Source organism: Streptomyces sp. NPDC104309 (genome assembly GCF_055584025.1).
Map to the genome: position 1 here is coordinate 119,610 of NZ_JBVJMV010000009.1, position 12,181 is coordinate 131,790.

Below are 12,181 nucleotides of genomic sequence, written 5' to 3' on the forward strand. Positions count from 1 at the left end.
GCCCTGCGCAGCCGGTTCTCAGCCCTTGCTGACCGCCGCCAGGATCTCCGGGAGCCGTTTCGCCGTGCGGGGAGCGGCGATCCGCAGCCCCGCATAGGAGATCAGCGCCCCGTACACCGCCCCGGCGGGCAGCAGCAGCCAGAGCCACTGCTCCAGACCGTCGGCGTGCAGCCAGATCGTCGCCGTGATCACGGGCGCGCTGAGCAGCGACGCGGCGACCATGCCGCCGAAGATCGAGATCCAGGCGAGTCCGGCCTGCCCGGGTGCCACATTCTTGAACGCGCCCTCCTGCGGGATGGAGTACGGGAAGTTCGCCGAGGCCACGGAGCCCGTCGCCAGCATCGCGCCCAGCAGGGCGAACGACAGCCCCATGGCTCCCGGCAGCGCACCCCAGTCGCCGAGGATCGCCGCCGTCACCACCGTCACCATGATCGTGTACGGCAGCGTGATCAGCAGCAACGCCAGCGCCCGTGCCCGCAGTTCGAGGTACGCGTCCCGGGTGGAGGAGATCGTCAGCGCGACCATCCAGAACGCGGAGGTGTCCTGCCCGAACTGGTTGTACATCTGGATGCCGAGCATTCCGGCGGCGAAGCAGGCGAAGTAGATCGAGCCGGTGCCCTGCATCGCGTTGAGCAGCGGCACGATCAGTCCGATCGCCAGTGCCGTGACCCAGGCGGCCTTGGTCTTCGGGTCGCGTGCGATGTACCGCAGGCTGCGCTCCATCACCGTTCCGGTACGCCCCGCGGGCAGCAGCGCGGTGAGCCTGGAGCCGCCCTTCTCGCGGCTCGTCCCGGCGGCGGCGAGGGTCGAGCCGTCCGGGGCCGTCATCAGCTTCACCAGACTCCGCTGCCACAGCCACAACAGCGCGAACAGCGCCGCCACGGACAGCAGCAGCTGGCCGGCGGCCTGCCCGTACGAGCCCTGCGACGCGGAGTCGACCGCCCCGATCGCCGAGGCGGGCGGCAGCCAGCGCACCACGTCCGCGGCCGGTTCGAGCGTGGAGAGGCCGCCCGCCCGACCGAGGCGCTGCGCACCGAAGTTGACGACCTGGAAGCCGACCGCGATCACCAGTCCGCTGAGCACCGCGAGATCGCGGCCCTTGCGTGATGTCAGCAGCCGGGTGTTGGCCGTGGCCACGGCCCGTGTGAGTGCCACGCACAGCACCAGCGTGAGCGGTGCGGCCACCACGGCGAAGACGGCGCCGCCCGCCCCGCGTGCCACCGCGAACACCGAGCCGACCGCCAGGCAGAGCGTGAACAGCGGGCCGATCCCGACCAGTGACGCCGTCAGCAGCGCCGCGATCAGCGGGCGCGGCCGCAGCGGCAGCATGACCAGCCGGCTCGGGTCGAGGGTCTCGTCACCGCTGGGGAAGAACAGCGGCATCACGGTCCAGCCGACCGCCAGCACCGCGGTCATCAGGATGACGAGGGTGCCGACCTGGGCGTGCCCGCGCAGCGCGATCAGCCCGATCAGCTGGCCCGCGGCGATCAGCAGGGTGAAGACGATGGAGGTGATGTACGCGGCCCGCCGGCCGGCCGACTGCCGCAGCCCGTTGCGCAGCAGGGTCAGCTTGAGCCGTACGAAGACGGGGACGAGCCCCTCGCCGCCGCTCGGGCGGGGAGCGGTCCCCGCAGGAGTGTCGAGCACGCTCATCGGTCGCCGCCCAGCCAGTCCAGGGAGTCGTCGGTGGTCCGGGAGTGCGCGCCGACGAGTTCGAGGAAGGCGTTCTGCAGCGAGGACGCCTCGCCGCGTACCTGGGCCAGGGTGCCCTGCGCCCGGATCGTGCCGGCGGCCATGACGGCCACCCAGTCGCAGAGGGACTCCACGAGCTCCATCACATGGCTGGAGAAGACGACGGTCGCCCCCGAGCGGGTGTACCGCTCCAGCACCTCGCGGATGGTCTGCGCCGACACCGGGTCGACGCCCTCGAACGGCTCGTCCAGGAAGAGCACTTCGGGGTTGTGCAGCAGCGCTGCCGCGAGCCCGATCTTCTTGCGCATGCCGGTCGAGTAGTCGACGACCAGTTTGTGCTGGGTGCCCGCCAGACCGAGCACGTCGAGGAGCTGGGTGGCCCGCTTGTCGACCTCGGCGCCCGGCAGTCCGCGCAACCTGCCGTTGTACGCGAGGAGTTCGCGCCCCGAGAGGCGTTCGAAGAGCCGCAGCCCCTCCGGGAGCACGCCGATCCTGGACTTGACCTCGACCGGGTCGCGCCACACGTCGTGGCCGCCGACCTCGATCAGCCCCTGGTCGGGGCGGAGCAGTCCGGTGACCATCGACAGCGTGGTGGTCTTGCCCGCACCGTTGGGCCCCACCAGACCGATGAACTTGCCCGCGGGCAGCTCCAGATCGATCCCCGCGACCGCGGTCTGTTCCCCGAACCGCTTCCACAGTCCCTGTACGCGGACGGCCGGCGGCACCGCCGGCACTCCGCCCGCCGCTGTCGCTTCCCCCGCCCCCATGGCCCGGTCGGTGTCTGTCCGGTCCCGCATGATGCACTGCCTTTCGACGTCCCCGTGTATGGGGACACCCTACGAAAGGGCTCCCTGCGAAGGGCGTGCTCGCGCAGCGGCGGCCTCCCTCGCGCAGGCGTAGGCGAGCGGGCCGATGAGTTCCTCCGCGTCCGGCAGCCAGCGGTTGGCGGGGGTGGGTCGGCGGGCCCACTGCACCGCACCGCGCCCGCCGACCCGGCTCGGCGGTCCCGTCAGACAGTGGCCGTCACCGCGGCCGACGAGGTCGATGGCGGCGGCCCGCCAGTCCAACCTCCGTACGAGCTCGTCCACCTTGGCCGCCGCGCCGGGCAGGACGAGGAAGAACATCCGCCGGTCGGGAGTGCGGGTGACGGGCCCGAGCGGCAGGCCCATCCGCTCCAGCCGGGCCAGTGCGAGGAAGCCGGCGGCCTCCGGTACCTCGATCGCGTCGAAGGTACGGCCGGTGGGCAGCAGGATCGACGCCCTCGGGTGCTCGGACCACATCCGGCGGGCCGCGGCGCCGCTGCCGGTCGCCCGGCCCGCCCAGTCCGGTCCGGTGGGATGGGCGCCGGGGGAGGCGCAGGCGGCGTCACCGCACGAGCACTCCTCGGTCCCCGCCACCGCGTTCAGCCAGGTGCCGGGGCACACGTCCCAGTGCCGTTCCTCCGCGTACCGCACCGCGGCGTCGAGCAGTTCCCCACCCCGCTGTTCGGGGACCTTCGCGGCTTCCGTGACTCCGTTGGGCTCTTCGGCTCCGATGGGCTCATCCACGAACAGCACAACTGCCGCCACCACCCGGGGTTACGGGCGTGGCGGGCGCGGTCACGGCGTACCGATCCGGCATGCGGGGCGCATGGATGCATGGGCGGGGGCGCGCGTGAGGCGGTGCCCGGCCGGGCGGGTAGCCCCTTACGGGTAGCCCCGGAACGGTCGGCCTCTGTCATATGTCGACATGAATGGCCAGGAACACGACGGACGTGACGAACACGATGAATGTGCGCATTTTCCGTGTCATTGCCGGGCAGTGATCCGCTCATCGATCACTGCGGCCTCAGGGGGAAACATGGCAGCCAGACCTCTCGTCGCCCGCCAGCCGAACGAACGGCTCCAGGCGCTCATTCAGGAAGCCGGATGCTCCAACGCCGGCCTGGCCCGCCGCGTCAACATGGTCGGCGCGGAGCGCGGGCTCGACCTGCGTTACGACAAGACCTCCGTGGCCCGTTGGCTGCGTGGACAGCAACCACGCGGCAGGGCACCGGGAATCATCGCCGAGGCGCTCGGCCGCAAGCTCGGCCGCACGGTCACGATCGACGAGATCGGCATGGCCAACGGCAAGAACCTGGCGTCCGGCGTCGGCCTGCAGTTCGCCCCGACCGTGATCGGCGCGATCGAGCAGGTCTGCGAGCTGTGGCGCAGCGATGTCGGCCGCCGGGACTTCCTGTCCGGATCGACGGTCGCCTCGTCGGCGCTGGTCGAGCCCAGCCGCGACTGGCTGATCACCGGCGCCGACCCACAGGTGGCGCGGGGCGCCGGGGCCCGCGTCGGGAAGTCGGACGTGGCGGCGGTACAGGCGATGACGACCGCGCTGGTCGACCTCGACCACCGGTTCGGCAGCGGACATGTGCGGCCGGTCCTGGTGCACTACCTGAACAGCGTGGTCTCCGGGCTGCTCTCGGGGGCGTACCGCGAATCGCTCGGCCGGCAGCTGTTCGCGGCGGTGGCACGGCTCACCGAACTCGCGGGGTACATGGCGGTCGACACGGGCCAGCCGGGGCTCGCCCAGCGCTACTACATCCAGGCGCTGCGCCTGGCCCAGGCGGCGGGCGACCGGGCGTACGGAGGCTACGTACTGGCCGCGTCGATGAGCCATCTCGCCGCGCAGCTCGGCAATCCGCGCGAGATCGCCCAGCTGGCACGGGCCGCGCAGGAGGGCGCGCGCGGCCGGGTCACCCCGCGGGCGGAGGCGATGTTCTACGCGGCGGAGGCGCGCGGACACGCCCTTCTCGGCGACGCCCGCACCTGCCAGGCCGTGACGGGCCGGGCGCTGGCGGCCATGGAGCACGCCGAGCCGGACACCGGGGACGATCCCGACTGGATCGCCCACTTCGACCACGCCTATCTCGCCGACGAACTGGCGCACTGCCACCGCGACCTCGGCCAGGCCGAGGCTGCCGCACGCCGGGCGAAGGAGTCCCTGGACGGACATCCGGAGTCCCGGGCCCGCCGCCGCGGCATCGGCCTGGTGCTCCTCGCCACGGCCCAGGTCCAGCTGCGCGAGGTCGAACAGGCCTGCCACACGGGCACCCGGGCGATGGAACTGCTGGGGTCGGTGCGCTCCAGCCGGGGCGCGGAGTATCTCGACGATCTGCAGCAGCGGCTGATGCCCTACGGGGACGAGTCGGCGGTGCGGGAGTTCGGCGCGCGGCTGGAGCTCCAGGCGGCGTGAGCGCGGGCCGTACCGGTCAGCCGCGTCCGAGTGCCCCTTCAACTGCGTCCTGGGGGCGCTGGGTGTTACAGCTCTTGTGAAGGGGTGGTGACTGACAACACGCGCTTGGCGAACGGCCATGACCACCCGATAGCGTGAGCCGACGATTCCGTAGGCTGACACGTAGGAGTCCCGGTGACGCAGAGCGGACAGGGTGACGAGCAGCAGCTCCCTGCTGTACGGCCCGCGCACGAAGGTGTCGTGCTGCCCGCGGGTGGCGGCGAGCCCTGGATACCAGGGGGGCCCGCGGATCAGGCCGCCCCGGCGGGTGGCCAGCCGTGGGGGCAGCCGTGGGGGCCGCAGGCGGCGCACCAGGACGCCTCGTCGCACCCTCAGGCACAGGCCCAGCAGCAGGGCCAGTACGGGCAGGGGCAGTACGGCCAGGGCCAGTACGGGCAGGGCCAGTACGGGCAGGGGCAGTACGGCCAGGGGCAGCCGGCGCAGCCGTACGGGCAGCCGCAGGCCCAGCCGTTGCCTCCCATACAGCCCCAGCAGCCCCAGCAGCCCCAGCAGTCGTACGCGCAGCCGCTGCCGCCGGAGGCCGTGCCCGGCATGAGCATGGGCGGCGACGCGGAGGCCACCCAGTACATCGCGCCGGTGCCCGCCGGACCGCCGCCGGGCGGGCTGCCGCCGGAGAGCCCCGCGGAGGCCACCCAGTTCCTCAGCCACGGAGCGCCGCAGCCGCAGCAGCAAACGCAGGCGTACCAGCAGCCGCCCGCCGCCCCCGGCGGTGACGCCGAGGCGACCCAGTTCATCCCGCCGGTTCCCGGTGGGGCCCCGTACGGCATCAGGCCCGGTGCTCCCGGCGACCGGCAGCCGCCCGCCGAGTTCGACAACCTGTTCCGCAACGACGAGCCCGCGGGTTCCACCCAGCAGATGCCCCGGTTCGATCCCACGCAGCAGCACCAGGGCGCCCACCACGCTCCCCAGGCACCCCAGGCTCCGCAGCCCCAGTACCAGCCCGTCGACGAGGGGCCGCAGGGGCGGGGCGGGGAGCGCAAGAAGCGGGCGCACGTCACGCTCATCGCGGCGGTCGTCGCCGGCTGCGCCGTCGTCGGTCTCGGCGCGGGTGCGCTGATGAGCGGCGGCGACGAGAACAAGGACAACAAGCAGCCGGTGGCCGCCGCGAGCCCATCGGCCGACCAGCCCTCCGCGCAGGCCGCGACCGATCCGGCGCAGCCGCAGGCCGAGGCGCTCGACAAGCTGCTGGCGGACAGCAACAACAGCCGTGCCGCCGTCATCGGGGCCGTCGGGAAGACCAAGAGCTGCAAGGATCTGGACCAGGCCGTGACCGATCTGAAGAGCGCCGCCCAGCAGCGCCGTGATCTGGTGTCCCGGCTCCAGGAGCTGAACGTCGACAAGCTGCCGAACCACCAGCGGCTGACCGCCTCCCTCACCAAGGCCTGGCAGGCATCCGCCTCCGCCGACGACCACTACGCCGCGTGGGCCGAAGAGGCCAAGCACGGCAAGAAGGTGTGCAAGCACGGCAACGCCCGCACGGCCTCCGAGATGCAGCAGGCCACCGCCCGGAGCGGCGAGGCGAGCAAGGCGAAGCGGGAGGCGTCGGGGCTGTGGAACTCGATCGCGTCGAAGTACGGGCTGACCCGGCGGGAGGCGACCCAGCTCTGACGGGGGAGTCCAGCACCTGTGGCGGTCGAGGAGCGGGGGACCGGTGGCGGAGCCCCCGCCCCCGGTGCCTCACCCCTTCGCGCTGGCGTCCGACAGCGTCTTCTCGACGTCCACGAACCCCTTCTTGTCCGCGACGAGCCGTCCGTTCCGCACCACCTGGAACGTCACCTTGCTGTTCACGATCCGTGGATACGCCGACGAGCCGATCATGTCGTCGAAGCGCCAGCGCAGCACCGGGGTGAGGCCGCCGGTGTCGACCGGGGTGCCGTGGTTGAGGGCGGAGACGAGCTTCCCGGCGGTGATCCGCGGGGCGTCGATCGCCTTCACGAGCTCGTTCAGCGCGGTGTACGCGACCCATGTGGTCTGGACGCCCGTGTCGTCCGGGTCGATCCGGTTGTCACCGAAGGCGTGCTTACGGATCACCTCGCGCATCCGGTCCCAGCGGGCGTCGCCCGAGTCCGGGTACCAGCCGGTGAGGTACGCCCCTTCGAACGGACTGTTCCGGCCGCCGGTGCTGTCGATCAGCGGCTGCCCGACACTGCCGAGGACGGACGAGATCCGTACGTTCCCGTACGACGGTTCGAGCCTGCGGAACGAGTCGAAGAACGTCTCGGTACGGTCCCCGAGCACGGCCGTCACACAGCCGTCGCCCGGCCCCGCCTCCTGGAGCGCCCGCCCGGCGGCCTCGTCGTACGAGGTCGCCGACTCCGCCGCCCGGATGTCGGCGGGCCGGGGCCGCCCGGCCTCGGTGAGACCGGTGTTGAGGAGCCAGGCCTGGCCGTCGCCGCCCAGGGTGTCGGGCCGCACCACGGACACCCGCGCGCAGTTGCGCGCCAGCTGACGGGCGTTGCCCGCGAGCAGCGCCGCCTGACCGCCGTTGACGGGGTAGGAGCTGTAGCTGCTGAACTCCTCGTCCGTGGCTCCGTAACCGCCGATGTACGGGATCCCGGCGTTCTCCAGCGGCGCCATGAAGGACGATCCGTGCCGGCTGTACGAGCCGACGACCGCCGCCGCCTTCTCTTTGACGGCCAGCCGGGCGCAGTTCCCCGCGCCGACCGAGGTGTCCGACTCGTCACAGGTCACGACGCGCAGCTTGTGGCCGTCGAGCCCGCCGTCGCCGTTGACCCAGCGGGCGTAGGCGCGCGCCATGGCGGTCATGCCCGCCATGTTCACCGTGTCCGGCCCGCTCCTGCCGCCGGGCGCCCAGGTCACCACGGTGAGGGGCTCCCTGGCGTCCCCCGACGCACCAGGGAGCACACCGCAGCCGGTGACCAGCAACGCCCCGACCGCCGCCGTACTTGTGAGGAACTTGTAGGGGCGGGGGGAAGTGAGGCGTCGCCGTCCGGTCATGGGCATGAACGTTTCCGCCTGTGGGGTAACGCCGCAGTGTGCCCCGCGCAACGCACAGTGACATCCGGGTGAATTACAGGGGCCGGTGCGGGGAGCCGGGAGGGGAACGTACGATCGACAACCGTGCAGCAAGGTTCGGAGAACACTTCCCGTCGCGGCCGTCGCTCCTCCACCATGGGCGGCATGCCGCTGAATGACATGCCTTGGTGGCGCTGGCGCAGCAACGTGCGCTCGGCGCTGCACATGCTCTCCGACCCCGTCTTCCACCACGAGTGCTGGCTGGCCGGCCTGGAGGGGTACGGCGACGTCACCGACGCCGTGTACCGCCTGGTCGAGGACACCTGGCTGGACAACTGGTCCGCCGAGAAGTACGTCGGGACGATCTTCCGCGACGCCAACGAGTCCGCCCTCGTCGACGTGGCCGTGCTCCGGGTGCTGCGGATCATGCACCAGGTCGGCGCGGACGCACCCGTTTCGGCGTATCTGGAACACCACGGCTGGCCGGAGGCCGTACGGGCCGCACGCGAGGCCCATGTGCTGCTCGCCGCCAACGACGGCGAGGATCCCGACACGCCGCCGCGCTCCCTGGACGTGCTGCGCATCATGACCAGGTCGGCCTGAGGCCGGTCCGGTGTGGCACGCTACGGGGATGACCGTGCCGCAGCCTGCTGAGACCGCCCCCGACCAGTACGTCCTCACGCTCTCCTGCCCGGACAAACAGGGCATCGTGCATGCCGTGTCGAGTTATCTCTTCATGACCGGCTGCAACATCGAGGACAGCCAGCAGTTCGGCGACCACGACACGGGTCTGTTCTTCATGCGCGTCCACTTCTCCGCCGACAGCCCGGTCACCGTGGAGAAGCTGCGGGCCAGCTTCACCGCGATCGGCGACTCCTTCCGGATGGACTGGCAGATCCACCGCTCCTCGGAGCGGATGCGAGTCGTGCTGCTGGTCAGCAAATTCGGCCACTGCCTCAACGACCTGCTGTTCCGCTCCCGGATCGGGGCGCTGCCGATCGAGATCGCCGCAGTCGTCTCCAACCACACGGAATTCGCCGAGCTCGTCGCCTCGTACGACCTCCCCTTCCGGCACATCCCGGTGACCAGGGAGAACAAGGCCGAAGCGGAGGCGGAGCTGCTGGAGCTGGTCCGCGAGGAGAACGTCGAGCTGGTCGTCCTCGCCCGCTACATGCAGGTCCTCTCGGACGATCTGTGCAAGCAGCTGAGCGGCCGGATCATCAACATCCACCACTCGTTCCTGCCGAGCTTCAAGGGCGCCAAGCCGTACCACCAGGCGCACGCCCGTGGTGTGAAGCTGATCGGTGCGACGGCGCACTACGTGACCGCCGACCTCGACGAGGGGCCGATCATCGAGCAGGAGGTCGAGCGGGTGGGCCACGACGTCACGCCGGACCAGCTGGTCGCCATCGGCCGCGATGTGGAGTGCCGGGCGCTGGCGCGGGCGGTGAAGTGGCATGCGGAGCGCCGCATCCTGCTCAACGGCCGCCGTACGGTGATCTTCTCCTGAAGCCCTCCCGACGCGGCTCGGAGCACGACAGGGCCTAGAGGCGGCTCAGGGACGCCGCGGCGCAGAGCACGTCGCGGATCGCCTCACGGTCCCCCTCCTGGCCGGCCGCCGCCTCCACCGGGGACACGTGCCCGGCCACGAGCTGACAGAACTCGACGCCGTCCAGCGCGACCTGCGCCACCGTGTGCGCGGGCGAGCCGACCGCGGCCGGGGAGTCCAGCGGGATGTACCAGTCCCCGCCGCCCGAACCCTCGACCTCCAGATGCAGCGAACGGCCCGGTGAACCGGCCGACACCAGATGGCGGGCGGGCCCGGCGAGCCCGGATCTGCGGCGCTCGGCGAGGGCGGCCGGGAGGAGTCGGGCCGCCAGGTCGACCATCCGGTTGAGATGGGCGGCGGACGGCGCTTCGTACGGATAGTCCACCGCCTGCGCGATGTCGCCGCCGTGCACCCAGCACTCGAAGGCCCGGTCCAGCAGGGAGTCGTGCATCGGAAGGGCGAAGTCCCCGTACGAGACGGAGAGCTCGGCGACGCCGCGGCCGGCGAAGGACACCGTACGGATGAGGGTGTGGCTCTGGTCCCGCCACGGTTCGCGGATCGTGCGGGTGGGCGGCCGCCGGGCGGCGGACCAGTACGTCTCCGTGCGCGCGGTGGGGGAGAGCGGCCAGTCGTCACCCCGGCCCATGACGCCTTCGCCGAGCGGTACGTCGAGGCCGAGGGCGGAGCCGACCAGCCCGTCGACGGCCATGAGATGGCCGATGACGCCTGCGACCGTCGTCTTGCGTCTGACCTCCTGCTCTTCCTCGAACCACTTCAGCCGCACCGGGGCATGCCACTCCGAACCGCCGATGTCACGCAGCAGCGCGTCGAGCCGCGCGGTCTCCGCGTCGTACGGGGCGGCCCAGTCCGGCACCGGGATCTTGGCCGGGCGGCGGCTCAGACAGGTCTCGATCACCCGGGAACGCAACGCCGGATCGAGATCCAGGCTGCGGTCGGTCTGCAGCAGGCCGACCGCGTCCCGCAGCCGCAGGGCCTCCTCCGCACAGGCCGCGCACTCGGTCAGATGCGCCTCGACGGCCTCGGTCTCCGCCGCCGAGCAGGCGGCGAGGGCCCAGGCACCGAGGAGGGCCTTGAGGACGCGATGGGAGAGCACCGGGGCCGGTGCGGCGGACAGGTCCGATGGGTCCGGTGGTGCCACGGCGGATTCCGGTTCCGGTGTCGTCGGTTGCGGGGCGGGCCGGGGTACCCCGGGCGGGGTCGCCGGCACGGGCGGCGGCAGGGGCAGGGCGTCGAGATCGAGGTCGTCCGCGGCGGCCCGCGGTCCCGGTATGCGCGGCGCGCCCCGCACGTCGTCGTCGCGCCCTTCGCCCTCACGGCCCTCCGCGTCGTCGTCACCGGTCACAGGTGTCGTCCGTATCCGGGTGGCGACGAGCCCTCCAGCGGGCGGGTGTGCGCGGTGGAGAGCAGTTGCAGTCCGAGCCGGAGCCGGCGGCGGGCCTCGTCCTCGGTGACCCCGAGGTCGGCCGCGGTCTGCCGGTAGTCCCGGCGCTGGACGTACGCGAGCTCCAGCGCGGCCCGCAGCGGGGCGGGCATGGACGCGACGATGTAGTCGGCGCGGGCGGCGGACGTGGCCCGGCGCACCCGCTCCTCCAGGCCGGCGGGGGCCGCGGCCCCTTCCTCGCCGCCTCGCGCGCCGTCCTCCTCGCACAGCCGGCGCACGGACTGGCGGTGCGTGAGCCGGGCCACCCAGGACCGCATCGAGCCCTGCTTCGGGTCGTAGGCGTCCGGGTTCTCCCACACGTAGCCGAAGACCTCGCGGGTCACGAGATCGGCGGCGGTCTCGTCGTCGAGCATCCGGTGGGCCTGGCTGTGCACGAGGGAGGCGAACCGGTCGTAGAGCTCGCCGAGAGCCGCCGCCTCACCGCGTGCCAGCCGCTGCTGCATCTTGCGGTCCCAGCGGGGTGGTGCGTTGTTCGTCATGCGACCCCCAGCCCTGTTCCCCTCGTCACACCGAATGTAGTCGGCGGTACCGACCACGCACGCCCTTTGCGGCAAGTACGCCCCCGAGGAGGCCCGGGATGATAAGGAATGCGGCTTCCCGGGACGGCAGAATCGGGCCTGAAACGATCTTTTCTGCCCGAACCCGGCTGTGTCCTGTCGACCGGCCCGGTGTTTCATGGGACTGCGGCGGGGGCAGCCGCGAGAAGGAACGGAAACTTCCGGATCGTCGGAATCCCCCGGAACGAGAGGCCCAGTCGCGTGAGGAATCCTTGCCCTCGTGGAAGCCACCCACCGGCTGCAACCACCCACGCCCCCCGGCTCACCCAGGAACGTTCCCGGAAGCCGCTGAGAGTGGCCGAGACCGTGCAGGACGACTGGACCGTGCTGCGCATACGCGGCGAGCTGGATCTGCTGACGTCGCCCGCCGTGCGCCAGTCCGTCCACGAGGCGGTCGCCGCGGGGCGCCACGATGTGGTGCTCGACCTGTCAGAGGTCGTGTTCTGCGATTCCAGCGGCGTCGGGGTACTGATCGCCTCCCGCCGCCTGATGCGTTCCTGCGGGGGCCGGCTGCGGCTGATCCTCCCGGCCCGCGGCGCGGAGGAGGGATCCCACGTCAACCGGGTGCTCGCCGCCCTCGGCGTACGCCGTCTCTTCGAGGTCTACCCCGACCGGTACGCGGCCGTCGACGACGAGGCCCAGCCGCTCCCGGCCTGAGGCGTG

The 12,181-nt window shown here is 71.9% G+C and carries 11 protein-coding genes; 5 read left to right on the forward strand and 6 right to left on the reverse strand.

What is annotated here, in order from left to right:
• Positions 1 to 18 precede the first annotated feature (18 nt).
• From ACZ68L_RS15760 to ACZ68L_RS15770, 3 genes are all read right to left on the reverse strand, one after another.
• Positions 19 to 1,653, reverse strand: coding sequence for a transporter (locus ACZ68L_RS15760; protein ID WP_469577368.1), 1,635 nt, complete (start codon positions 1,651 to 1,653; stop codon positions 19 to 21).
• Entirely contained in the window at positions 1,650 to 2,459 is an 810-nt protein-coding gene (locus ACZ68L_RS15765) for an ABC transporter ATP-binding protein (protein WP_469577506.1), read from the reverse strand. Before ACZ68L_RS15765 ends, ACZ68L_RS15760 begins: the two co-directional genes overlap by 4 nt.
• 69 nt (positions 2,460 to 2,528) lie before the next feature.
• Positions 2,529 to 3,239: a bifunctional DNA primase/polymerase gene (locus ACZ68L_RS15770; RefSeq protein WP_469577369.1), complete on the reverse strand. Its 711-nt coding sequence runs from the start codon at positions 3,237 to 3,239 to the stop codon at positions 2,529 to 2,531.
• A 292-nt stretch (positions 3,240 to 3,531) separates the two neighbouring features.
• Between ACZ68L_RS15770 and ACZ68L_RS15775 the strand changes: the two genes are divergently transcribed.
• Together ACZ68L_RS15775 and ACZ68L_RS15780 are read left to right on the forward strand one after the other, a co-directional pair.
• Complete coding sequence (locus tag ACZ68L_RS15775; protein WP_469577370.1) at positions 3,532 to 4,914, forward strand: transcriptional regulator; 1,383 nt, start codon at positions 3,532 to 3,534, stop codon at positions 4,912 to 4,914.
• A 174-nt stretch (positions 4,915 to 5,088) separates the two neighbouring features.
• Complete coding sequence (locus ACZ68L_RS15780; RefSeq protein WP_469577371.1) at positions 5,089 to 6,582, forward strand: hypothetical protein; 1,494 nt, start codon at positions 5,089 to 5,091, stop codon at positions 6,580 to 6,582.
• A 69-nt stretch (positions 6,583 to 6,651) separates the two neighbouring features.
• Here ACZ68L_RS15780 and ACZ68L_RS15785 read toward each other — a convergent pair whose 3' ends face one another.
• A complete protein-coding gene (locus tag ACZ68L_RS15785) occupies positions 6,652 to 7,932 on the reverse strand; it encodes an ABC transporter substrate-binding protein (RefSeq protein ID WP_469577372.1) in 1,281 nt (426 codons plus the stop codon).
• A gap of 174 nt (positions 7,933 to 8,106) precedes the next feature.
• On the opposite strand from ACZ68L_RS15785, the gene ACZ68L_RS15790 reads away from it, so the two are divergent.
• Positions 8,107 to 8,553 carry an SCO4402 family protein gene (locus ACZ68L_RS15790; RefSeq protein ID WP_469577507.1) on the forward strand — a complete coding sequence of 149 codons (447 nt, stop codon included), beginning with the start codon at positions 8,107 to 8,109 and terminating at the stop codon, positions 8,551 to 8,553.
• A 28-nt stretch (positions 8,554 to 8,581) separates the two neighbouring features.
• Entirely contained in the window at positions 8,582 to 9,460 is an 879-nt protein-coding gene (gene purU, locus ACZ68L_RS15795) for a formyltetrahydrofolate deformylase (RefSeq protein WP_469577373.1), read from the forward strand.
• Between the two features lie 34 nt (positions 9,461 to 9,494).
• Here purU and ACZ68L_RS15800 read toward each other — a convergent pair whose 3' ends face one another.
• Positions 9,495 to 10,862: a zf-HC2 domain-containing protein gene (locus ACZ68L_RS15800; protein WP_469577374.1), complete on the reverse strand. Its 1,368-nt coding sequence runs from the start codon at positions 10,860 to 10,862 to the stop codon at positions 9,495 to 9,497.
• The gene (locus ACZ68L_RS15805; protein WP_469577375.1) at positions 10,859 to 11,440 is read right to left on the reverse strand and encodes an RNA polymerase sigma factor; all 582 of its coding nucleotides are present in this window, start codon (positions 11,438 to 11,440) and stop codon (positions 10,859 to 10,861) included. Before ACZ68L_RS15805 ends, ACZ68L_RS15800 begins: the two co-directional genes overlap by 4 nt.
• 366 nt (positions 11,441 to 11,806) lie before the next feature.
• Between ACZ68L_RS15805 and ACZ68L_RS15810 the strand changes: the two genes are divergently transcribed.
• On the forward strand, positions 11,807 to 12,175 hold the full coding sequence (locus ACZ68L_RS15810; protein ID WP_469577508.1) for an STAS domain-containing protein: 369 nt from the start codon (positions 11,807 to 11,809) through the stop codon (positions 12,173 to 12,175).
• Positions 12,176 to 12,181 lie beyond the last annotated feature (6 nt).

Bases quoted from the DNA above. Each gene is read 5' to 3' on its own strand.
- ACZ68L_RS15805 (WP_469577375.1), bottom strand. From the start codon at position 11,440: ATGACGAACAACGCACCACCCCGCTGGGACCGCAAGATGCAGCAGCGG.
- ACZ68L_RS15775 (WP_469577370.1), top strand. From the start codon at position 3,532: ATGGCAGCCAGACCTCTCGTCGCCCGCCAGCCGAACGAACGGCTCCAG.
- ACZ68L_RS15765 (WP_469577506.1), bottom strand. From the start codon at position 2,459: ATGGGGGCGGGGGAAGCGACAGCGGCGGGCGGAGTGCCGGCGGTGCCG.
- ACZ68L_RS15760 (WP_469577368.1), bottom strand. From the start codon at position 1,653: ATGAGCGTGCTCGACACTCCTGCGGGGACCGCTCCCCGCCCGAGCGGC.
- ACZ68L_RS15790 (WP_469577507.1), top strand. From the start codon at position 8,107: ATGGGCGGCATGCCGCTGAATGACATGCCTTGGTGGCGCTGGCGCAGC.
- ACZ68L_RS15785 (WP_469577372.1), bottom strand. From the start codon at position 7,932: ATGACCGGACGGCGACGCCTCACTTCCCCCCGCCCCTACAAGTTCCTC.
- purU (WP_469577373.1), top strand. From the start codon at position 8,582: ATGACCGTGCCGCAGCCTGCTGAGACCGCCCCCGACCAGTACGTCCTC.